The organism is Arcticibacterium sp. GJ41-1, from assembly GCF_055808875.1.
Map to the genome: position 1 here is coordinate 2,826,790 of NZ_CM147888.1, position 22,938 is coordinate 2,849,727.

The window sequence follows — 22,938 nt, forward strand, 5'->3', positions numbered from 1 at the left end:
ATAGGCTTGAAGTTGAATAGAAAAAGAATTAGCGTAGAATTAGAGAAGCCTAGCGGGCTTCAAATAAGAAGAAATTTGTATAGAGAGTCAACCCCCTTCAGGGTTGCGTATTCTGTGCCTCCATAACATTTTCTATTCACCTTAAACCCCTTTGGGGTTCGTTTACTTCGAATGTGTTCAATCTCTTAAGCAAGCCCGAATGGGCTTGAAAATGAATAGAAAGAGAATTTAGAGAGAACAAGGAAGCCTAACGGGCTTCAAATGAAAAGAAGTTTGTTTGTGGTGTTCAACCCCTTCAGGGTTGTTGGCTCTCTACCCAGACTATATTTTCTATTTACCTTAAACCCCTTCGGGATTCGTTTACTTCGAATGTTATCAATGTCTTAAGCAAGCCCGAATGGGCTTGAAAATGAATAGAAAGTGAATCTAGATAGAACAGGGAAGCCTAATTTGCTTTAAATGAAAAGGGTTTTGTTTGTGGTGTTGAACCCCTTCAGGGTTTCGGATTCGGTGCCTACATAACAATTTCTATTTACCTTTAACCCCTTTGGGGTTCGTTTACTTCGAATGTTTTCAATGTCTTAAGCAAGCCCGAATGGGCTTGAATATGAATAGAAAAAGGATTGATTTCTTGAAATAAGAAGCCCAAAGGCCATCAAATAATATATGAATCAATCCTTTTAAAATTTAATAATGAATCTTTTGACTCATTCTCTAATAATTCAAAGCAGGTGATAACCACTTCTCAGCTTCCTCAATAGTCACGCCCTTCTTAGCCACATAATCTTCTATTTGGTCTTTGGTGATTTTACCTAAACCGAAGTATTTACTTTGAGGGTGGCTGTAATACATGCCACTCACGGCAGAAGCTGGCCACATAGCTAAGCTATCCGTTAACGTAAGGCCAATGCTGTTTTCTACGTCTAAAAGCTCAAATAGAGGCCTTTTAAGGGTATGGTCTGGGCAAGCTGGATATCCTGGTGCTGGTCTTATACCTGCATATTTCTCTTTGATAAGTTCCTCACTCGCTAGGCTTTCTTCCGCTGCATAACCCCAGAATTGCTTTCTTACTTTCTCATGTAATAATTCTGTGAATGCTTCTGCAAATCTATCAGCTAAGGCTTTAACCATGATGCTGTTATAGTCGTCAAAGTCGGCATCGAATTCTTTAGATTTCTCATCCGCACCGAAAATTCCAACGGCAAAACCACCGAAATAATCTTGTTTTCCACTCTCTTTAGGAGCCACAAAATCTGCTAGAGATAAATTTGGGATACTTTTCCCTTTTTTACCTTGCTGACGCAAGTGATGGAAGGTTGCCAATTCCTTTTCGGTATTCGGAATGTAAACTTTATGGTCGTGCGTTAGAGGCGAGCAAGAGCTGTTGTGCCCTTCGTCATTGACTGTAAAGTCGTAAACTATTTGAGCGTCAGCTCCATCGGTATTTGATGGCCAAAAACCAATAACAGCTTTTGCCGTTAACCATTTCTCAGAAATGATTTTCTTAAGCATTGCTTGGGCATCTGCCAAGAGTTTCTTTGCCTCTGTGCCAACTACTTTATCTTCCAAAATTTTTGGGTACCTGCCATGCAAATCCCATGATTGGAAAAATGGTGTCCAGTCTATATAATCTACTATTTCACTTAAATTATAGCTTTCAAATACTTTCCTACCCAAGAAAGTAGGTTTCTTTATTTCAGTATTTGACCAGTCTATTGCCATTTTGTTGGCTCTGGCTTCTTTAATAGAAATATATGTTTTAGCGGTTTGTCTGCTCAGATATTCTTCTCTAAATCTGGCATAATCCTCTTTGTATTTAGCCTTAAAAAGTTCTTCTTGTCCTTTGCTTAAAAGGCTACTTGCTACAGGAACAGACTTAGATGCATCTAATACATGTATAGCAGGTCCAGAATAATATGGGTCTATTTTTACAGCAGTATGTACCCTTGAAGTAGTAGCACCTCCTATCAAAAGAGGAATGGTCATGCCTCTTTTCTCCATTTCCTTGGCCACATAAACCATCTCATCAAGTGATGGCGTAATTAAGCCACTCAGTCCTATTATGTCAACGTTGTGTTCTACAGCAGCATCTAATATTTTATCTGCCGCCACCATAACGCCAAGGTCAATGATTTCAAAATTATTACATGCCAATACTACACCTACAATATTTTTACCAATATCATGCACATCACCCTTTACAGTGGCCATGAGTATTTTACCATTATTTTTGGCAGTGTTTCCAGTTCTTAGTTTTTCTTCTTCCAAGAATGGTAGCAGGTAGGCAACTGCCTTTTTCATTACTCGTGCTGATTTTACCACTTGCGGCAAAAACATTTTACCAGAACCGAACAAGTCACCCACCACATTCATTCCATCCATTAATGGACCTTCAATCACCTGTAGGGGAGAAGGGAACGAAGCTCTTGCTTCCTCCGTGTCGGCTTCTATAAATTCTACCACACCACGAACCAGAGCGTGCTCTATACGTTTTGCAACAGGTAAACCACGCCATTCCTGAATAGCTTTTTCGGTTTCTACATTGGTACCTTTAAGTGATTCTGCTATGTCCAATAATCTTTCTGTAGCATCATCTTTTCTATTTAGTAGCACGTCTTCCACAGCCTCTAATAAATCCTTCGGAATGTTATCATAAACATCCAGCATGGCAGGGTTTACAATACCCATATCCATCCCCACTTTGGTAGCATGGTAAAGGAAAGCGGAGTGAATGGCTTCTCTAACCTTATTATTTCCTCTAAAAGAGAAAGAAACATTACTTACGCCACCACTTACGTGAGCGTGTGGCAAATTTTCTGTTACCCATTTTGTGCCTTCAAAAAACGAAATGGCGTTAATTCTATGCTCTTCTATTCCCGTGGCAACAGGGAAGATATTTAAATCAAAAATGATGTCTTCTGCAGGGAAACCGACTTGGTCTACCAAAACATCATAAGACCTTTTGGCTATTTCTATCCTTCTTTCCGTGGTATCGGCTTGTCCGTCTTCGTCAAAAGCCATGACTATGACTGCCGCACCAAAGTTTTTGCAAATGGTGGCTTGACGTATGAACTCTTCTTCTCCACCTTTTAGGGAGATAGAATTGACAATTCCTTTTCCTTGTATACATTTCAAACCAGCCTCTATAATTTCCCATTTAGAGGAATCTACCATAACTGGAATTCTTGAAATATCAGGTTCTGACGCCATTAGGTTTAAGAAAGTAGTCATACTTTCTACGCCGTCTAACATCCCTTCGTCCATATTGACGTCAATCACATTGGCACCACCTTCTACTTGGTCTAAGGCTACAGAAAGAGCTTCTTCAAACTTCTCTGTTTTAATAAGACGTAAGAACTTCTTTGACCCAGTTACGTTTGTTCTTTCACCTACATTCACAAAGCCCAATTCTTTGGTCAGTGTCATTGGTTCTAAACCACTTAACCTTAATAGTTTTTCAGGCGTAGCTTTTTGACGGGGCTCATATTCGGCAGCTATTCTAGCAAATTCTGCAATATGCTCTGGTGTAGTTCCACAGCAACCACCTAAAATATTGACATAGCCTTCTTCTAAAAACTCACGAACTTGCTCTCCCATAAACTCTGGAGATTCGTCGTAAGCACCCATTTCGTTTGGTAAACCTGCATTAGGATAAACACTCACGTAACAGGAAGCAATTCTTGACATCTCTGCCAAATAAGGTTTCATAGCTCTAGCTCCTAAAGCACAGTTAAGTCCTATAGAAAGGAGGTCGCCGTGTTTTAGCGAGTTATAAAAGGCTTCTGTGGTTTGCCCGGTCAATGTTCTTCCAGACTGGTCAGTGATGGTTCCTGAAATCATGATAGGTATATCAAAATCAGGTTCTGTTTTTTTCCTTTCGGCAATCACCAATTTAGCCGCATAAATAGATGCTTTACTGTTCAGTGTGTCAGTAGAGGTCTCCATAATTAAGACATCGGCTCCGCCGTCAATCAATGCTTCCGCTTGCTCTTTAAAACAATCTACCAGTTGGTCAAAAGTAATGGCTCTAAAACCAGGATTATTTACATCTGGAGATAGGGAAGCCAGCTTAGTTGTTGGCCCCATAGAACCTCCCACAAAACGCGGTTTACTTGGATTCTTAGCTGTGTATTCATCACAAGCCTTTCTTGCCAAAACAGCACTTTCGTAGTTAATTTCTTTAACTAGGTGCTCCATTTTATAATCTTCCATAGAAACCCAGTTAGCACTAAACGTGTTGGTTTCTATAATATCAGCACCGGCTTCTAAGTATTCTTTATGAATAGCCAAAATGACATCAGGTCTTGTTAAAGAAAGTAAATCATTGTTTCCTTTAACATCATGTGGAAAGTCTTTAAATCTTTCGCCTCTGTAATCTTCGTCAGATAGTTGATATCGCTGAATCATAGTACCCATGGCACCATCTAAAATGAGGATTCTTTTCGCGATTTCGTCTTTGATATTCGGCATACTATTGAAATTCTATCGGTTTTGTCAAAAAATAGGAGAGATTTAGTCGCGAATTTTGCGAACTATCTTCTGCCAGTAAAAACCAGCTAGCCCTACTTAGTTTTAAATCTGCCTGCAAAGATAGAAGAAAAGATAAAAAACGAGGTGAATATTCTTAGGAATAGATAAATTATCTGCAAAAGGTAGGTTTTTCTTGTTGAATTCTCTAAAATTGGGTCAAAATAGAGTAGCAGATGAAATTTGACCAGACAGATAAAGACATATTGATGTATCTTCAAGAAGATGCAAAACTTACTACAAAGGAGCTAGCAGGTAGATTGAACCTTTCACCAACACCAGTTTATGAGCGTGTAAAACGTCTTGAAAACGATGGTGTTATTAAGCGATACGTGGCTGTGGTAGATAGAGAGAAAGTAGGAAAAGACCTTATGGTGCTTTGCAATATCCGTCTGAAAGAGCATGAGCAAATGGCAGGAGCGAGGTTTGTCAAACAAATTACCGAATTACCAGAAGTGGTAGAATGTCTCAATATTTCCGGAGATTATGATTTTCTTATAAAAGTTGTAGTTAACGACATGAGAGAATATCAAAGCTTCATTATGAACAAACTGGCATCCCTAGAAAATATAGGAAGTACTCAAAGCATTTTTGTGATGGGAGAAATTAAGAATGATAATAGGTTTTTACCGGATTGAGTATCCTTAAATCCATGTCTAATCCGTGAAGTCCCTGTCTACCGACTGGCAGGCGTGTTCCATAACTTTAGAGAGGTATCCTCCATCTCACGCATTAGTTTCGCATCTTCGCCAGATTTGTCTTTATATCCGCAAAGATGAAGTACGCCGTGAGCTAAAACTCGTCTTAATTCATTGTCAAAATTGGTTTTGAAGCTTTCGGCGTTTTCTTTAACTCTGTCGATGCTGATGAAAATATCACTTTCTATGATTCCCTCTTCTTCAGAATTATCAAAAGTGATGATATCTGTATAGGTATCATGATTGAGGTATTCCAGATTAATTTTATGAAGACCTTCGTCCGACATAAAAATGTAGTTCAAATCTTGAATTTTGAAACCTTCTTTCTTGGCAACTTCTTTTAGCCAAGCTTTTGTTTTAAGCTTACCTTTTAAGTCAAATTTGATGTCCTGCGATTGAAATGTTATCATTTCAGTAAAGCTTTAAGTGTGTTTTTATCAACGGTGAGTAAGCCTACTTTAGGAAGTCTTCGTGTTAGTTCACGCCAGTTTTTATCTTTTAAATAAATTTCTTGAAGCATTTTAGTGGCTTTAACGGTTTCTCCATTATTTGCTAGCGTAATGGCTGTCCAGTATTTCATTTCTAAGTTTTCTGGAAACATTTGCATGGCAGCATTGTAGGCGTTCATGGCTTTTTCCATGTCATTTACTTCTACCATTAAGTCGCCCTCATTCATAAATTCATAGGCACGCTGTACTTTAAGCAATCGTCCTATTTCCTTGATTGGGTTTTCATGGTCGTCTACTCTTAAATCTACCACAAAATCATCATTCCATGGTTCGTCCGATTTTTTAGTTTTGACTACTCTAATAGCGGCAGATTGTCTTCCTCTTATGTCTCCACCAGCCGCTTGAGCTGCTTTTAAAGCTTCTAAAACTTTCTCAGCTAAAGGTAAATTGGTGTTTTCTTCAAATGCTTTTGACATTACCGTAGGCACGGTATTATTAAGCATCATGTTAGCTTGAACACTATAATTTACACCTTTGATATGCCCCGCATAATCCACACATTTATTTCCCGTATGAACGGCTACATTCCCATTAGCATCAATAATAGCGACTTGCCTAACTTCTCTTCCTTCATCATCAGAAAGAAGTGTTTTTAACGCTTCTTCCGCAGTTTTACCGGATTGAATCATCTCCAATCCTCTTATGCCGAAAGACTTATTGACAAAAGATTGCGTAGCAACTACTCCAGTGCCAGATTTAGCCCAAGCCACCACGTTTCCTACAGAAAACCAATGTGACTGAACAGCGACCGCCATTTCTCCTGCTTCTTTGTCAATGGCTACAATGGAAAAAGTATGAGCAAGTCCATCATCTTGTTTAAAGAATTGAGCTTGCGTTAAAAAAGGTATTGCTAAAAGAAGAATGAGTTTTTTCATATCCCAAATCTATAAATAAAATGAAAAACAAAACCAATTCCCACACCCAGTATAGCTCCCAATGCTACTTCTGGAATGCTGTGACGTTTGAGGTGTAACCTCGAATAACCTATTAGTATGGCAAACAAATACATGGTAAAAGCGGCAGAAGTTTCTACCTGAATCATCATGGTGGCTAATAGAAAAGAGAAGGAAGTATGCAGTGATACCTTGATTTTCTTATTGATAAAATAGGAGGAGAGGGTCAGTAAGAACACCGGAATAATACCACATTTTATAAGCCATGTGCTGTTTACCAAAAATAAGTAGCCCATAAAAAGAGCTAGTAGTAAAATGGAAAAGATGTATAAGCTGTTTCGTTTTTTTTGATTTGAGACATCAAAATTCTCGTAATCGCCTTTTCTCATTTTATAAATGAGGAACCCTATTATTGGCAAAACACAACCTATGAGCAAAGTCAAAGTCAATTGCCAAGCTTTCTCAGTATCAAATTCCCTGAAATTGACATAAATAGCCGCTAAGCTTCCTAAGAGAATAGGATGACCAATGCTGGAGATTGCATGAGATACAAAACGTTCGGCTTTAATTTTCACTTAATGAGGTAGTTTATTTCTAAACCTTCCATATACCCAAACACCAGCTAAAGCCGCCAAAAGTGTAACAGCGGTGCTTAAAAATCCAGCCCCAATTTGTGCATAAATAGGGCCTGGGCAAGCACCCGTTAAAGCCCATCCAAGACCAAAAAGAAAACCACCAATGATTTGTCCTTTTGAAAAGGTTTTAGGCGATATAGATATAGGCTGCCCTTCAAGTGTTTTGATATTGAAACGTTTTAGTATTTGTATAGAAATTATACCTGTAACAATAGCTGAGCCTATTACGCCGTACATATGAAAACTTTGCAAACGAAACATTTCTTGGATTCTAAACCACGAAATGACTTCACTTTTGACCAAGATGATTCCAAATAAAAGTCCGGCTATGATATATTTAATGTTGTTGGCTGACGAATTCGTTTGATTTTCCATGATTAAAATAATTTAAAGATGATTGGAAAAAGAACCCATGTAGTAAAGAAACCACCCACCATAAAGAAAATGGTTGCTACTAAAGAAGGCCACTGTAAGTTTGAAATCCCCATGATAGCGTGTCCTGAAGTGCAGCCACCAGCATATCTAGTTCCAAAACCAACTAAAAAACCACCTATAATTATAAAAATTAGCCCTTTCAAGGTGAATATGTTTTCTAAACTGAAAATATCACCGGGCAGCATGCCGTCAAACTGTGTAATACCTAAAGCTTCTAAATCCGCTATGGTTTGAGGGTTTAACTGGGCTGTAGTTCCGTCAGATAAAAGGTTGGCTGCAATAAAAGCTCCTAGAATTACACCACCAGCAAAGAAAAATAACCACTTTTCTTTTTTCCAGTCGTACTGAAAGAATGGTATTTTGCTAGGTATTATGGCGGCACATGCATGCCTTAAACTGCTTGATATTCCAAAAGCTTTATTACCTAATATAAGGAGTAATGGTACTGTTAAACCTATTAAAGGACCAGCCACATACCATGGCCAAGGTTGTTTTATTATTTCTATCATGTTTGATTGATGATACTTGATATGCCTAACCCAAAAGTATAAATAATAGTTCAAGTATGACTTTTAGGGCACAAAGTGATAAATAATGGAAAAAATCAAGTAACCTTTCAACCATGTATGTACTTTAGGGGTCTTCTAACCACTTATGAAAGCAATAGCGTATATTTTTATTCTTTTTAGTGTCATGGCCTGTAAAAAGGACGATGCCATTCCTGATGGTCATGGTGACATTCAAATTAGAATTTGGAACGGTTCATCATGGGGGCTAGATGAGGTCTTTGTAGATACTAGCGATGGTCAAAATGATTTTGGTAATTTAGAATCAAACGGGAAATCGGAGTATAAAAGGTTTGATTCAGCTTATCGTTACGCTTTTGTTTCTTTCAAAATCAATGGCAAAGCTTACCTCATTCAGCCTACAGACTACGTGGGGGAAGTACAACTAGAAAAAGGGAAATACACTTATAAAATTTCTGTGACTGGTTTAAACTCTGATTATGCTTTACTAGAGTTCATTGAAGACTAGAGTTGTTTTTCCGCTAAAAGCTCTACTTTATTTCTTGATAGCTTCACTCTGTCTAACTTTTCCAATTGTTTCAATAGTCTAGAAACTACCTCTCTAGAAGTGGCTAACTCGTTTGCTAATTCTTCGTGTGTGGCGTAGAGTATGCGTTTTCCTCCAGTAATTTCTATTTTCTTTTTAATCAAATCTAACAATCGTTGGTCTAGTTTATGAAAAGCTATGCTATCAATGGTTTCAAGCATATCTTCAAACCTTTTTTGGTAGGTATTAAAAACAAAGGTTTTCCAAGTGCTGTGTTGGCAAAGCCATTCGTCCACTTTATGACTAGGTATTGATATCAATTTGACATTTTCTTCCACTTGGGCTATTATCTCACTGGTGTTTCCCTGCTGACAGCAGGTTAAAGACATGGCACAGCTATCAAGCCCGCCAATGTAGTATAGCAAGACTTCTTTGCCGTCGTCATCTTGTCGCATAATCTTAATAGAGCCTTCTAAAAGAATGGGTATGAAACTCATGATGCCGCCAGGTTTCATTAAATATCCACCAGCTTCCATTTCAACATAGGTTCCATGTTCATGAAGCTCTTTAATAAGGTCTGGGCTGAAAATGCCCTGGAATTTATTCTGGTAAAAATCTAGGTCTAGTTTCATTTGTCTATTGATTATATATCTCCAAAGTAAAGCAATAAAAAAGCTCTTCGGTTTCCTGAAGAGCTTTAAATATACAATTAAATGAAATTTTACCTTATCGTGGTTATTTCAAATTTAAGCTTAGCTGGTGAGTTTCTTGGTATAACTTGTTGGTTTCTAAGATACTCTAGGCTGTATACATTAGAGATAACTCTTGAGAATTTTTCAAAAACACCTTTTGCTTCACCAATAGTTTTAGGGAAACTTGCTGTACCACCGTTTCCAGACAGCTTAGTTAGAATATTTTGGTCAACACCACCATCACCGTCAAGACCAATAGCAAAACTTGTGATTTTATAATCGTTTTGGTCTGATTTAATTCTGTTCAGTAGATAGTCCACATTTACATTAGGAGAGGAGTTGTTATCAGAGCCATCTGTAAATACAAAAAGAACTTTACTCTGAGAATCAGAATCTTGTAACATATCAATTCCGATATCTACGGCATCATATAAAGTTGTGAATTTACCTTGAACCAATGAATTGACATAAGATTTAAGTTCCTCACGTTGGGTAGTTAAAGGATGTGACCTAACATCATCAGCAAAATCTACTACCCCCATTTTCACAACCTCTCTATCGTCAAAAACCTGGTCAATGAAATCATTGGCGTAGCTTTTAATAGTAGAAAAATCAGCACCCAAAGATTCAGAACGGTCTAAAACTAAAACCACAGAAATATCTTCTGACTGGTCAAAATCCATGGTGAACTCAATATCTTTCTTCCAAACACCATCTCTTAATTCATAGGCGGTGATATCTTCAATATTATAGTTGTTTGAGTTCTGGTCAATAATTCTAAAATTATCAATCTCAACTTTCGTAAAAGAACTACCTTCTGCTGTTCCTTGGAAAGTTTTGCTAAAATCAATCTTAATTTCTCTAGAAGTATTTAGTTCGTCAAAACGTATTTCTGGTGTTCTACCTGATGTATTCCAAAAGTCTAAGTAAATTTCAAAAGTTGAACCCTTTGGGTTTGGGTCGTTTCCTCCTCCACAAGAGAAAAGACTGAATGACATAGCTAGAACTGCCAACCGCAGAAATGCGGAATTGTTGAAAAGCTTCATGTTAAATTTTATTTTGTTAGCACGTAATACCAAACGACAAGAACCCTCAATTCATTACATGAGCGTGAGAAATTCTTGTAATTTTGTGTAAAGATATAAATATGAATGTAGGAATCATAATTTTGGCTGCTGGAGCCTCTCAAAGAATGGGTGTACCCAAGCAATTACTAGACGTCCATGGAGATTTACTAGTCGTAAAAGTTATAAAGGAATGCTTAAGTATTGATAATGTTTCTATTAGCGTGGTAATAGGGGCTAATAAAGAACTTATACTTCCGAAGCTAAAAGACCTTCCCATCAATATTGTTGAAAATGCAGATTGGTCTTCGGGTATGGCGGGGTCAATAGTTCGTGGCTTGGCAGGCTGCTATATGATTAACAAAAGTATTGACGCAGTGCTTGTTTGCACATCTGATATGCCAGAAGTTTCGGGTGAATACTTAAGCCAAATAATAAAGGTTGCGGAATCAAATGAGGAAGCTGCCATTGTGGCATCAGCCTATCAAAAGGCTGTTGGGGTTCCAGCTCTATTTAAAAAAGAAACCTTTCTAGATTTGTTGGAGTTAAAAGGGGATAAGGGAGCCAGTCAAATTTTCAAAAAGTTTAAGTCAAAAATTAAGAAAGTAGATTTTGAAGGCTTAGGAATTGACTTAGATACCAAAGAAGACTATTTACAATACATCAATGCCAAAAATTAACCTGCAGGCCATCTCTTATTATTTGGCACTACCTTTCATTTTTTTTATTTCTATTCTTCCTTTTTGGGTACTTTATTTAATCTCAGATTTCTTTCTATATCCAGTGCTTTATCTCTTATTGGGTTACAGGAAAAAGGTAGTTAGAGAAAACTTATTGAATGCTTTTCCCGAAAAAGATTTAAAGGAGATAATTAAGATTGAAAAAGGATTTTATCATCACCTGTGCGACTTGTTTTTAGAATCCTTTAAATCGCTTACAATTTCTAAAAAAGAGCTTGATAAACGATTTGTGTTTGAGGTAGACCAGCAGCAGTTAAATGATTGGTATGATAATAATAGAAGTTTTGTGATGACATTGGGTCATTATGGAAATTATGAATGGTTGGCTCAGACTTTAGGTTCTCAGTTTAAACATAAGGGAACTGCTCCGTATCACGAATTGTCAAATTCATACTTTGATAAGATGTTTTATGATCTTAGAACTAGGTTTGGTTCTATTCTATACACCACTACAGAAACTTATAAGAAAATAGCTCAAGGTTTTGATGGGCCATTTACTGTGGCATTGGGAAACGACCAGTCTGCACCACCTTTAAAATCATACTGGACCACCTTCTTAAATCAAGATACCTCCTTCTTTTTTGGTACTGAAATGATAGCTGTTAAGTTTGATATGCCAGTAGTATTTGTGTACATATCACAGGTGAAAAGAGGTTATTACAAAGTAACTTTTGAGTTAATAACCGATAAGCCGAAAGAAGAAGAAAAGAACTCGATTTTAGAGCGACACGCAAATTTGCTAGAAAAGCAAATTCAAGAGAAACCTGAATTTTGGTTATGGAGTCACAGAAGATGGAAGCACAAAAAGCCTGAGCATATTAAGTAATTTTAGGTATTTTAAAGACATTGCTTATTTCATACATAGCTTCTAGCATACAATAGACGCCAACCATAAACAAACCTTTCATAATTGTTTCACCTTCAGCGAAAGGTTCTATTTGAAATAAATATATGGCTATATTAAATGTTATGAAATTTAATACTAAACCGAGTATTAAAATTTGATAGTTTTTGGTCTTCAAAGGAGTGTTGACACCCAGCACATGGAAAAGTGATATGAAGACTCCTAAAAGAATAAGAATGGGTTCATAGCTTGGGTATACTCTACCAAAAAACAGCGAAAGAACTATCAAAAAACTGATTAAACCAGTAGGGAACCCTATCAACCAATCTGACTTCTTTTGGTTATAAAAAGCAGAACCTTTTTTCTTGAAAAGGTAAATGAAATAGAGGTAAAATAGCATGATGTAGATGACATTAATTGCAATGACTAAAAAATCAGCTAAAATTTTAACCTCAAAAAATACAAACGAGTCTAGCGTATAGTGACCAACAATTAGAAGGAACAAGAAACACTTAAAAAGCATGCTCTCCTTAATAGTACCGCAAAAGAGAATAATTGAAAGATAAATGTAATGCGAACTACCTATAATTAATCCTAATAATGGACTTTCGATATAAGACCTAATACCTAAGGAAAGAAAGGTTAAGCCAGCAAAAAGCAATATGGCGAGCCAGGTTTTCATAAATCTTCAAATATCCCAATACCTTGTCTAATGATTTCAAAATCGTCGTCGGAGGCGTCAATGACTGTAGACGGGTCCATACCGCTCCAACCTCCATCAATAATCAAATCTGCATTGTTTTCATTTTGAGCTATAATTACTTCAATCTCGTTTGGATACTCTAACATGTCATCCACATCGTCTTTTACAGAAGTGGTAATTATTGGGTTACCCAAAGCTTCTACAATGGCCTTAGGAACAGGGTGGTCTGGTACTCTTATTCCAATGTTTTTTCTGTTAGATTGAAAGAGCTTAGGGAGCTTTCCTGTGGCAGGTAAAATGAAAGTAAATGGTCCAGGAAGAGCCTTTTTCATGACTTTAAATGCCTTATTTGACACCCTAGCATAATCTGCGATATTACTTAAATCGCTGCAAACTATGGAAAAATTATTCTTTTTGACCTTAAATCCTTTTAAGGCACTCAGTTTCTCTACCGCACGGTTTTGATAAATGTCGCAGCCCATGGCATACACCGTGTCAGTAGGGTAAATGATAATACCACCATCTTTCAGACATCGAACTATTTGGTCAATTTTCTGAGGGTCGGGGTCTTGCTCGTATATTCTTAATATTTCTGCTGCCATTATTTCATTTTCATATAGTCTAACACAAGATTACAAAAAGCCTGTACGCCCACTTTAAACCCACTTTCATCAATATAGAAATCTGGTGTATGGTGTGGAGCAACTTCTGCAGCTGATTTACCATGTTCCATAGCCCCCAAAAAGAAAAAGAGCCCCGGTACTTCTCTGGCAAAATAGGAGAAGTCTTCTGCTCCCATTACCGCATTTACCTCTAAAACATTGTTTTCGCCAGCTGCCGTTCTAAGAGAAGGAAGCATTTTATCAGTAAGAGCTGGATTATTGTAAGTAACTGGATAGCCATTTTCAATGGTGACCTCGGCAACTGCTCCTGCACTTTTAGCAATGTTTTCTGCAATTTCCTTTATTCTTCGATGTACCAAGGCACGTTGTTCTAAATCAAATGTTCTGATAGTGCCTAAAAACTTAGCTTCTTCTGGAATAATATTATGCCTATTTCCCGCATTAATAGCACCCACACTTACCACTGCTGGGTTTTCAATCAAATTGACATTCCTGCTTATAATGGTATTAAGGCCAATGATGATTTGTGAGGAAACTAAAATTGGGTCAATACCAGACCATGGATAGGCTCCGTGGGTTTGTTTTCCCTTAACTGTAATGTAAAATTGGTCTACGGCAGCCATAGTGGCTCCTGATTTATATTTAATATGACCAGCTGGAGTTTGTGAGTTAATATGCAAACCAAAAGCTACATCTACTTTAGGATTCTCTAAAACACCCTCCTGAACCATCAAGTCGGCTCCAAAAGCCTTTCCTTCACCAAAAACGCCTTCTTCAGCAGGTTGGAAAATGAATTTCACAGTTCCTGCAAGTTCGTTTTTATGTTTAGCCAGTACTTCTGCGGCTCCCATCAAAATTGCCATATGGCTATCATGTCCGCAAGCATGCATAACGCCCGTGGTTTGGTCTGCATATTCTACTTTAACGTTAGATTTGAAGGGCAAATTGACACGCTCCGTCACTGGTAAGCCATCCATGTCAGCTCTTAAAGCTATTACTGGGCCAGGTTTAGCACCTTTTAAAAGACCTACAACGCCAGTAGCGGCCACGTTTCTTTGAACCTCTAAACCTAAAGATTCTAAATGCTTTGCTATTATTTCTGCTGTTCTAAATTCCTGATTTCCTAATTCTGGATGTTGATGAAAATCTCTTCGCCATTCTATTACTTTACTTTCAATGGCATTGACATCACTTTGGAAGTAGTTCGTTTGAGCCGATAGGCCAAAACTGCAGAGTACTATAAGAAGATAAACTTTATTGAGCATGGTAGTAATTTAGGTTAATGCAATATAAACAAGATTGACATCTATGCTGAATTTCATTTAATAAATTGTCCTAAAAAAGTGTTTTTAGCGTTCTAATTGAGATATTAGAGCATTGGCAGACCTTTGGCTCTTTTTGCTCGTATTTAGTTTTATACTATTTCAAATATTATTTTTTGGAACTTATTAGCTGTATGAAGAAGATTCTTTTATTTTTTTTAATATCTACATCGAGTATAAATGTTTTAGCACAAGCTAGTGCCACATCCGCAAATCCCCCTTCTATTCTGTGGCAAAAGATTGAAAATGATAAGTCAACCATAATTTTCCCAAAGGGTTTAGAGCAATACGCTTATCGTTATGCCGCCATAGTTGATTTACTAGATAAGGAACATAAAGGCACTATTGGTAAGAAATCGAGCCATATTCCTATTGTGATTCATGGTAAAAGTATGCAAGCAAATGGTTTTGTTTCGGGCGTACCTTTTAGAACAGAAGTTTACACAGCACCTGAACCTAATTTTAACGTTTTAGGGCAGACTAACTGGTTAGACGCACTCGCAATTCACGAATATAGGCATGTGCTTCAAAGTAGTAATGCCGATGTAGGTTTGAGTAAACTTAGTCGAATTTTTACGGGTAGGGCAGGTTGGTCGGCAGTTTTGAGGTTTACCGACCCATCATGGTTTGCTGAGGGAGACGCCGTGGTGACGGAATCTGTTATGACGGATGCAGGAAGAGGGCGATTGGCTTCTTTTACGGATGAGCTGCGAGCAAACCTTTATGCGGATAAACATTTTTCTTACAATAAATCTAGAAATGGCTCTTTCAAAACCAAGCTACCAAACCAATACCCTTTTGGTTATGTTATGAACCTTTATGCTCGTAAAACTTACGGAGATAGTGTTTGGGCTGATGTGGTTCATGATGCCAATTTCTTCAAATCTGTTTTCTACCCTTTCTCGGGAGCTATAAAGCGAAATACTGGGCTATCGGCAAGTAAGTTATACAAGAAATCTTATGCCGATTTTGAACTAAAAACGGAAGAACTACTGTCAAATACCAGTTTGATAGATTTCGATACACTTTCTATTGCCAAACCTAAAACGGTGACTAATTATTCTTATCCTTATAAGAGAAAAGGTGGCGAAATGATTGTTCGTAAATCATCTTTTAAAGAGACACCAAAGCTTATAAAACGAGATGAAAACGGAAAGGAAACCAAGCTTTGTGATGTCGGTATAAGTAATAATGCGTTTTTGTCTTATTCAGAAAAAGGTGTGCTTTGGTTAGAAAATCAAACCAACCCAAGATGGTCAAATGTAGATTTGGCTCGGCTAGTTTTTTACAATTTTGAAAACGATTCTAAACGTGTTTTACTGGAAAAAGACCGCTATTATTATGCGGCCATAAATCCAGAAACTACGGAATTTGTTACGGTGCGTTTAGATGAATCTTTAAACTATCATCTAAGTACACATAGCTTTATTAGTGGTGAAATAAAGAAAACCCTAAGTAATAAAGATAATTGGGATATAGCCTATCCTATGTATGACAGCCAGAACTCAACTTTATACTATGTGGCAAGGAATAGTGGGAAATTGGCTATTATTAAACATGATATAGAAAGTGATGAAAGAGTAAGTCTTACGGGTTGGTTAAATGCAGTTATGGTGGAGCTAAGCCAATCTAAAACAGATATTTATTTCCGAGCTAATTTTGAGGGAATAGATAATATTTATAAAGTTAGTAAGGCAGGTGATAAAAGATTGACAAAGATTAGTTCGGTACCTGTGGGAGCAGGTTATCCATTTATTGATGCCAAGCGTGAGACTCTGGTTTTTGGTAATCAAACGAACATGGGCTATCATTTGGCGGAAATGCCGCTTAGAGAGGCTTCTGGGGAAGTTGTTTCAAAAAAAGAGGTGGAAAATATCACGTTTTATAATGACTTAAATTCCTTACCAGAAAATGAGAATATTTTAAACAAAATTCCTGATACAAATTATGAAGTAAAGCCTTACAAAGGTTTTTTTCGTGGATGGCGATTACATTCTTATGGTCTACTGCCAGCATTTAATTCAGATGATGGAGGGCCTAGCATTGCTTCTGCCACAGGCTTTATTCAGATGGATGATATTTTAGGGGCTAATAGTTTAAGCTTTAATTATACTCGCTATGTAACGGAGGAAGAAAACGCTTATTCAGTAGATTATGTGATGGCAAAGTATTTTGCTAAGCTGAATTTAGGATATGAGTACAGAGGACGAAAAATTGAAGCAGCTCGTGGTGATAGAGTTTTTGAGTTTGACGAACAAGAAGCAACTGTAGGTTTTAATGTGCCATTAGAAATGATTAAAGGCAATTATGTAATAAGAACAGATGTGGTGGCAAACTGGAAAGGTATTCAGCAGTTTAGGTCAGATAGTTTTGTGGAGTTTGATAACTCAAAGTTTGGATTATATGAACTAAATGGAGGTTTAGGAATTAGCAGACAAAGAGCCTATCAGTACCTTCAAAGTAGGTTTGGCGGTGGTGTAAATGTGTATTATGCCAAATCTTTTAAAGCAGGAATAGCAGAAAGGTTTAATGCAAGTGCAAATGTATTACTCCCTGGAATAGGGAGAAACCATGGTTTAGAGATTCAGCAGGCCATTTATAGAGAGAGTAATAATAATTTATACCGCCTGCCGAGTACATTCTCTCTAGGCAGAGGGCACCGCCTTTTAGGTATACAAGACGCTTTAAGAACTAGTGTAAATTATCGTATGCCGCTGTTTTACCCAGACTGGGGTGTAAATGGTTTGACATACATTAAAAGGGTTAGAATGAATGCCTATTTTGATAATGCTCACATTAAGGGTACAGAAACTTCTACTAATTTGAGCACTGTGGGTGCCGAATTTAGTTTTGACCAGACGGTGTTAAATATTCTAGACATGACTATGGGCGTGAGAGTAGGATATAGATTTAAAAATGAATTTCTCCCAGACCTTAATCCTACTTATATAAACGTGATTATTGGGAGTTATATATTTGGAAACTAACAGATTTAGCCTCTATCCATAGTGCCGAATACTAGGTTTTCTAAGAAGCTTTTTAATTCTTCGGTGTCTTTGCTCTCAGAGAAATCACACAACCTTGGCAGGTGCTCCATAAAAAAGTGTTGAAAGTGAGCAGTTTCTACTAAAGTACTAGCAAGGGAATGACTGTATTTGAAGTTTGGCTTATATTCCTTAAAAATTTGGGCAATCATGCTGCACAAATCCTTGTAAGGCTTAAATAACATTTCCTTATTATTTACATCCACTTCTTTAGAGAGGTATGTTTTGCTGCCTTCGGCAATCACCAAATCATAAAGAGATTTCGGTTCTAAATGACTGAAAAAAGTATTAGCTCTGTCTTCCCAAACTAAGAGGTCAATTATCTTTCTGATTTTCTCTTCTGGCTCCTTAATTGAATTTAGGTGAAAAGTCACTTGAAATTCCAAAAAAGCCCAATACCAGTCTACCAGGTATATAAGCAGTTTGTGTTTGTTCTCAAAATATCGATAAATGGTGGCCTCTGTGGTAGGAACCTCTTTTGAAAGTTTTTTAAAGGTAAAGCTCTCATATCCTATTTCAGAGAGCAGCCTTAGCCCCTCTATAACAATTTTTCCCCCTATTGGTGTGCTGTTTGGATCCTTTAGGTACAGCTTGTCGTTTAGTTTTATATTGAAATCTCCTTGCATAATTGAGTTATCTAAAATCAAATGTAATAGTATTTATTTAAAATATAAAAGTTTTAATATTATTAGTGATAGTATTACTATTAATGTAAAGAGTTTTACTACATTTGATCAAATATTAAAAGAATGGTAAAAGAAAATTACTCACAAACCACTATAAGGCAGGCCATAAGTAAAATTTTTAGGCTACTCTGGCTTGACAAAAAAGATATCATTGCTATTTATATATATTCTGTATTTGCAGGATTAGTTGCCCTTTCTCTACCCTTGGGTATTCAAAGCATCATCACTTTTGTGATGGCAGCTCAGATGTCTACCTCCATAGGTATTTTGATAGCACTAGTGCTTACTGGTACGTTTTTAACAGGCTGGCTACAGGTTAGACAGCTAGAAATTATTGAGAAAATAGAACAGAAAATATTTGTAAGATATGCCATGGAATATGCCTACAGGATTCCAAAACTGGATATTTCTAAATTAGATTCGTACCATTTACCGGAACTTGTTAATCGCTTTATAGATGTGGCAAGCCTGCAAAAAAGTTTGCATAAACTTCTGGTAGACATTCCGGCTTCTATTATTCAAATACTTTTGGGTACTATCCTTCTGGCTTTTTACCACCCTCTTTTTATTGCCTTTGGCCTAGTTTTACTTCTAATAGTTGTTTTGATTATTCGGTTTACCTCTGCTAGGGGGTTTAAAACTTCGATGGAAACATCCAATTATAAGTATGAAACGTTAGGCTGGTTTGAGGAAATGGCACGAAGTATAAAGACCTTTAAGTATGCAAGAGATACCAACTTTCACTTAGATAAAACAGATAGTATTAGTACAAGATACGTAAAAGCTAGAACAGAACACTTTGCTGTTTTAAAAGTACAGTATTGGAGCATGATTTCTTTTAAGCTACTTATAACTGCCGCTATGCTTATTTTAGGTGTTACCCTTCTTACAAGGCAACAGATAAATATTGGGCAGTTCATTGCGTCTGACATTGTTATTATTGCAATTATAGCATCTGTAGAAAAGCTGATAGTAAACATGGACCAAGTTTATGAGTCTCTAACTGCCGTAGAAAAGCTTAATAAAGTAGCTCAGGCAGATATAGAACATACAGGAAGCATAAAATTAAGTCCAACAAAGGCTTCAGTCTCTTTAAGTTTTGAAGATGTGTCGTTTGCCTATCATCCTTCTAATATTCAACTTAGAAATATCAATTTAGATGTGGCTAATGGGGAGTGGTTATTAATAAAAGGAGAAAGTGGTGCAGGTAAAACTACGCTTCTAAGAATGTTAACGGGAGCTTTTCAAGGTTTTACAGGGAAAATTTTAATTGACGGCGTACCTATAAGGAATTATGACATTGATTCTCTTAGAAATCAAACGAGTATTTTATTAGGTCATCAAAACATCTTTGAAGGTACTGTACTTCAAAATTTAAGTTTGGGTACAGAAGATATTAGCATGGAGCATATCAGTGAAATGGCCAAAATTACAGGCTTAGATGTCTTTATTCAAGGTCTGCCAAATGGCTATGACAGCGTCTTGGACCCTGTAGGGAAAAGGATTTCTGCCATTATTAAGCATCAGGTTTTACTAACTAGAGCATTAATAGGTAAACATAGTCTGGTGGTCATGGAAGAGCCTTTTAGTTATCTAAATCAAGTTCAAAAGGACGATTTAACAGCTAAATTGAAGGCGGATGGAAGTACTGTAATAATAACCTCTAAAGATGATTACTGCCAAGATTTAGCTGACCAAACTATCACCTTGAAAAACGGAGCAATTAGTTATGAATAATCATTTTGAAGGAAATACCTTTTTAAAAAAGGATTTGAGAGGGAGCGTGAAAGCATTCTCTGAGATATATAAAATTGACAAAAGAAACTCCGCACTAAGATGGTTTTTGGGGCTGGGTGCCTTGTTTGTAATTGTTCTGATTTTGCCTTGGACACAAAACATCAGAGCTACGGGAAAGGTGAGTACGCTAAGGCAGGAAGATAGGCCACAAGAGCTCAACACCATAATACCAGGTAAAATAGAAAAGTGGTATGTGAAAGAAGGAGATTTTGTAGCCAAAGGCGATACCATTTTAAAACTAGGAGAAGTTAAAGTAGATTACTTTGACCCAGTGCTTATTGCTAGAACGCAAAGGCAAATTGAAGCGAAAATGGGTAGCATTAAAGCTTATGAAGGAAAAGCTCAGACCGCAGGCAAGCAAATGAGTGCCTTAGAGTCGGCTATGAAGTATAAGCTTCAATCTGTTGACAATAAGCTGCTGCAGCAAAAAATGAAAATATCGAGCGATAGCGTAGCTCTGGTAGCCGCGAATAATGCTCTTTTGGCATACGATAGGCAGTTTAAAGCGGCTCAAACGATGCTGGACAGTGGAGCTATTTCTACCACAGATTTAGAAAAGCGTAGAATAGCTTTTCAAGACGGGCGTGCAAAAGTGAATGCAACAGAAAATAAGTTATCGCAAAATCGTCAAGAGTATCTTAATCTTCAAATAGAGAAGAACACGGTGGTACAGGATTATCTAGAAAAACTGTCAAAAACAGAAGGAGACCGATTTAGTAGTATTTCTTTGGCGGCGAATGGGGAAGCGGAAATTGCAAAATTGGAAAACCAATTAGCAAATTATGATGCCAGACGTGAGCTCTATTATATTTTGGCTCCACAAGATGGACAGATTACCAAAGCAAGAAAATCAGGGATAGGAGAGGTTTTAAAAGAAGGAGAGAACATCGTAGAGATAGTGCCAATAAACCCTAGCTATGCCGTTGAAATGTTTATAGAACCAATGGATTTGCCATTAACGCAAATTGGTCAAAAAGTGAGACTGGTTTTTGATGGATTTCCGGTAATCGTATTTAGTGGCTGGCCAAATAGCAGTTATGGTACCTTTGGTGGTGTCATAACGGTGGTGGAGACCTCTGTAAGTGCCAATGGCAAATTTAGAGTGTTGGTTGCTGAAGACCCAGCCGAAAGAAAATGGCCAACTACCTTACGTATGGGTGGTGGAGCAAAGGGGATATCACTTCTTAAAGATGTGCCTATTTATTACGAGCTATGGAGAAACATAAACGGTTTCCCGCCAGAGTACTATCAAGTGGAAGGCACATCAGCTAAAACGAAAGCGAAATGAAATTTAGATTAATATTCTTAGCCCTTTTACTCCCGTTTTTATCAGTGGGGCAGGAGGTGCTGTTTTTTGAGAATTTCTTAAGGATTTTTGAAGAGAATCATCCTGCTTTTAAGGTTTCAGAAGCCAATGTAAATCAGTTTAGAGCAAGTTATTTGGCTACAAAAGGTGCTTTTGACCCAGTTTTGGGGTACCAATCAGATAATAAAACTTTGGCTGGTGATGAGTATTATACCATTCAAAATCCAGAGATTAAACTACAAACGCCTTATGGATTGCGAGTGAAGGCGGGAAATGAATATAGCTCAGGTAAGTATTTAAATCCTCAGCAAACTCCTGGGAACTTGTCTTACATGGGTTTGGAGTTACCAATACTTAAGGGTTTGCTTATGGACAATCAAAGAGCTGCTAGAAAACAAGCAGAGTTCATGGTTTCTCAAAGTGCAGAAGAACAGCGTCAAATGCTTAATGATATTTATTTGGAAGCTGTAGAGCAGTATTGGTTTTGGGCATCTTCCTTTCAAAATTATGAGCTCTTAAAAGGTCAAAGCGTCAATGCTCAGAAAAGGCTAGAAATGACAAAACTCGGTTTTGATAATGGCTATAAATCTCGTGCAGACACAGTGGAAGCTTATTTGCAGGTTCAAAACATTGATTTACTAAGTCAAGAAGCTTTTATTTCTTTAAGAAAGAATGCCATAGGTTTGGCTGCATATTTATGGGATGAAGAAGGGAATCCTTATTTGTTGGATGAATCTCAAAAGCCACAAAACATGCCTTCAAAACTGGAAAATGAGCAGATTGACGACATGGTAGCTTTGGCTAAGTTAAATCATCCTGAGCTTAAAACGTATCAGTTTAAACTGGATGGACTTGGTGTGGAACGCAAGCTCAATAGACAATCTATGCTTCCTACTTTAGATTTGAAGTATAATTTACTGGGCAAAGACTATTTCTCTTCCGAATATGCTGTAAACCCATATTTTTCTAACAATTATAAGTTTGGGATAGACTTCAAGATTCCATTATTTTTGAGGGAAGGTAGAGGGAAATTTGCTAAGACTAATTTCAAAATACAGGCAACTACACTTCAGCAACAACAAAAAACTTGGAGTATAGAAAATAAGATTAGGCAGTATGCGGTAGAAACAGATTTACTGGCTGAGCAGATACTCACGGCCCGCAAATTGGCAGAGAATTACGGGTTTCTTTTAAGAAACGAAGAACTAAAGTTTAGTCAAGGAGAGAGTTCGCTCTTCTTATTGATTTCGAGAGAAAACAAACTCATAGATGCTCGTAAGAAGCTATTAGAGGTCAATTTTAAGTATTTAAAAGCTTATTTTAAACAACAATGGGCGGCTGGTTTGCTAGTACCCTCAGCATAAATT

20 protein-coding genes are annotated in these 22,938 nt (G+C 37.2%); 8 read left to right on the forward strand and 12 right to left on the reverse strand.

Annotated features, from left to right (window positions below):
* Positions 1 to 714: 714 nt before the first annotated feature.
* Positions 715 to 4,470: a methionine synthase gene (metH, locus tag AC0L6O_RS11770; RefSeq protein ID WP_473302562.1), complete on the reverse strand. Its 3,756-nt coding sequence runs from the start codon at positions 4,468 to 4,470 to the stop codon at positions 715 to 717.
* A 233-nt stretch (positions 4,471 to 4,703) separates the two neighbouring features.
* On the opposite strand from metH, the gene AC0L6O_RS11775 reads away from it, so the two are divergent.
* On the forward strand, positions 4,704 to 5,165 hold the full coding sequence (locus AC0L6O_RS11775; RefSeq protein WP_111370095.1) for an Lrp/AsnC family transcriptional regulator: 462 nt from the start codon (positions 4,704 to 4,706) through the stop codon (positions 5,163 to 5,165).
* 38 nt (positions 5,166 to 5,203) lie between these two features.
* Here the strand turns inward: AC0L6O_RS11775 and ybeY are convergent, their stop codons facing one another.
* From ybeY to AC0L6O_RS11800, 5 genes are read right to left on the reverse strand one after another with little or no spacing between them, the layout of a single operon-like run.
* On the reverse strand, positions 5,204 to 5,635 hold the full coding sequence (gene ybeY / locus AC0L6O_RS11780) for an rRNA maturation RNase YbeY (RefSeq protein WP_473302563.1): 432 nt from the start codon (positions 5,633 to 5,635) through the stop codon (positions 5,204 to 5,206).
* Positions 5,632 to 6,609, reverse strand: a complete 978-nt coding sequence (locus AC0L6O_RS11785; protein WP_473302564.1) for a DUF1028 domain-containing protein — start codon at positions 6,607 to 6,609, stop codon at positions 5,632 to 5,634. Before AC0L6O_RS11785 ends, ybeY begins: the two co-directional genes overlap by 4 nt.
* Complete coding sequence (locus AC0L6O_RS11790; protein ID WP_473302566.1) at positions 6,606 to 7,202, reverse strand: phosphatase PAP2 family protein; 597 nt, start codon at positions 7,200 to 7,202, stop codon at positions 6,606 to 6,608. The genes AC0L6O_RS11785 and AC0L6O_RS11790 overlap by 4 nt, the downstream gene beginning before the upstream one ends.
* Positions 7,203 to 7,637: a DUF6691 family protein gene (locus AC0L6O_RS11795; protein ID WP_473302568.1), complete on the reverse strand. Its 435-nt coding sequence runs from the start codon at positions 7,635 to 7,637 to the stop codon at positions 7,203 to 7,205. It abuts the gene before it with no gap.
* Between the two features lie 2 nt (positions 7,638 to 7,639).
* Positions 7,640 to 8,206 (reverse strand): YeeE/YedE family protein, encoded by a 567-nt coding sequence (locus AC0L6O_RS11800; RefSeq protein WP_473302569.1) that lies wholly within the window; start codon positions 8,204 to 8,206, stop codon positions 7,640 to 7,642.
* A gap of 145 nt (positions 8,207 to 8,351) precedes the next feature.
* Here AC0L6O_RS11800 and AC0L6O_RS11805 point away from each other — a divergent pair, with 145 nt between their 5' ends.
* Positions 8,352 to 8,732 (forward strand): hypothetical protein, encoded by a 381-nt coding sequence (locus AC0L6O_RS11805; RefSeq protein ID WP_473302570.1) that lies wholly within the window; start codon positions 8,352 to 8,354, stop codon positions 8,730 to 8,732.
* Here the strand turns inward: AC0L6O_RS11805 and AC0L6O_RS11810 are convergent.
* Together AC0L6O_RS11810 and AC0L6O_RS11815 are read right to left on the reverse strand one after the other, a co-directional pair.
* Positions 8,729 to 9,382 (reverse strand): Crp/Fnr family transcriptional regulator, encoded by a 654-nt coding sequence (locus AC0L6O_RS11810; protein WP_473302571.1) that lies wholly within the window; start codon positions 9,380 to 9,382, stop codon positions 8,729 to 8,731. The genes AC0L6O_RS11805 and AC0L6O_RS11810 overlap by 4 nt on opposite strands.
* Positions 9,383 to 9,471: 89 nt before the next feature.
* Entirely contained in the window at positions 9,472 to 10,488 is a 1,017-nt protein-coding gene (locus tag AC0L6O_RS11815; RefSeq protein WP_473302572.1) for a vWA domain-containing protein, read from the reverse strand.
* A gap of 101 nt (positions 10,489 to 10,589) precedes the next feature.
* Between AC0L6O_RS11815 and AC0L6O_RS11820 the strand changes: the two genes are divergently transcribed.
* The gene (locus tag AC0L6O_RS11820) at positions 10,590 to 11,186 is read left to right on the forward strand and encodes a nucleotidyltransferase family protein (protein WP_473302573.1); all 597 of its coding nucleotides are present in this window, start codon (positions 10,590 to 10,592) and stop codon (positions 11,184 to 11,186) included.
* A complete protein-coding gene (locus AC0L6O_RS11825) occupies positions 11,173 to 12,072 on the forward strand; it encodes a lysophospholipid acyltransferase family protein (protein WP_473302575.1) in 900 nt (299 codons plus the stop codon). Before AC0L6O_RS11820 ends, AC0L6O_RS11825 begins: the two co-directional genes overlap by 14 nt.
* On the opposite strand, the gene AC0L6O_RS11830 is transcribed toward AC0L6O_RS11825, so the two are convergent.
* From AC0L6O_RS11830 to AC0L6O_RS11840, 3 genes are read right to left on the reverse strand one after another with little or no spacing between them, the layout of a single operon-like run.
* Positions 12,065 to 12,772, reverse strand: a complete 708-nt coding sequence (locus tag AC0L6O_RS11830; RefSeq protein WP_473302577.1) for a hypothetical protein — start codon at positions 12,770 to 12,772, stop codon at positions 12,065 to 12,067. The genes AC0L6O_RS11825 and AC0L6O_RS11830 overlap by 8 nt on opposite strands.
* Positions 12,769 to 13,395: an L-threonylcarbamoyladenylate synthase gene (locus tag AC0L6O_RS11835; protein ID WP_473302578.1), complete on the reverse strand. Its 627-nt coding sequence runs from the start codon at positions 13,393 to 13,395 to the stop codon at positions 12,769 to 12,771. Before AC0L6O_RS11835 ends, AC0L6O_RS11830 begins: the two co-directional genes overlap by 4 nt.
* Positions 13,395 to 14,681, reverse strand: coding sequence for an amidohydrolase (locus AC0L6O_RS11840; protein WP_473302579.1), 1,287 nt, complete (start codon positions 14,679 to 14,681; stop codon positions 13,395 to 13,397). Before AC0L6O_RS11840 ends, AC0L6O_RS11835 begins: the two co-directional genes overlap by 1 nt.
* Positions 14,682 to 14,872: 191 nt before the next feature.
* Between AC0L6O_RS11840 and AC0L6O_RS11845 the strand changes: the two genes are divergently transcribed.
* Complete coding sequence (locus AC0L6O_RS11845; protein WP_473302581.1) at positions 14,873 to 17,725, forward strand: hypothetical protein; 2,853 nt, start codon at positions 14,873 to 14,875, stop codon at positions 17,723 to 17,725.
* Between the two features lie 5 nt (positions 17,726 to 17,730).
* Here AC0L6O_RS11845 and AC0L6O_RS11850 read toward each other — a convergent pair whose 3' ends face one another.
* Complete coding sequence (locus AC0L6O_RS11850) at positions 17,731 to 18,408, reverse strand: TetR/AcrR family transcriptional regulator (protein WP_473302583.1); 678 nt, start codon at positions 18,406 to 18,408, stop codon at positions 17,731 to 17,733.
* A gap of 123 nt (positions 18,409 to 18,531) precedes the next feature.
* Here AC0L6O_RS11850 and AC0L6O_RS11855 point away from each other — a divergent pair, with 123 nt between their 5' ends.
* From AC0L6O_RS11855 to AC0L6O_RS11865, 3 genes are read left to right on the forward strand one after another with little or no spacing between them, the layout of a single operon-like run.
* Positions 18,532 to 20,205, forward strand: coding sequence for a peptidase domain-containing ABC transporter (locus AC0L6O_RS11855; RefSeq protein WP_473302585.1), 1,674 nt, complete (start codon positions 18,532 to 18,534; stop codon positions 20,203 to 20,205).
* On the forward strand, positions 20,198 to 21,553 hold the full coding sequence (locus AC0L6O_RS11860) for an HlyD family secretion protein (RefSeq protein WP_473302587.1): 1,356 nt from the start codon (positions 20,198 to 20,200) through the stop codon (positions 21,551 to 21,553). The genes AC0L6O_RS11855 and AC0L6O_RS11860 overlap by 8 nt, the downstream gene beginning before the upstream one ends.
* Positions 21,550 to 22,935, forward strand: a complete 1,386-nt coding sequence (locus AC0L6O_RS11865) for a hypothetical protein (protein WP_473302588.1) — start codon at positions 21,550 to 21,552, stop codon at positions 22,933 to 22,935. Before AC0L6O_RS11860 ends, AC0L6O_RS11865 begins: the two co-directional genes overlap by 4 nt.
* Positions 22,936 to 22,938 lie beyond the last annotated feature (3 nt).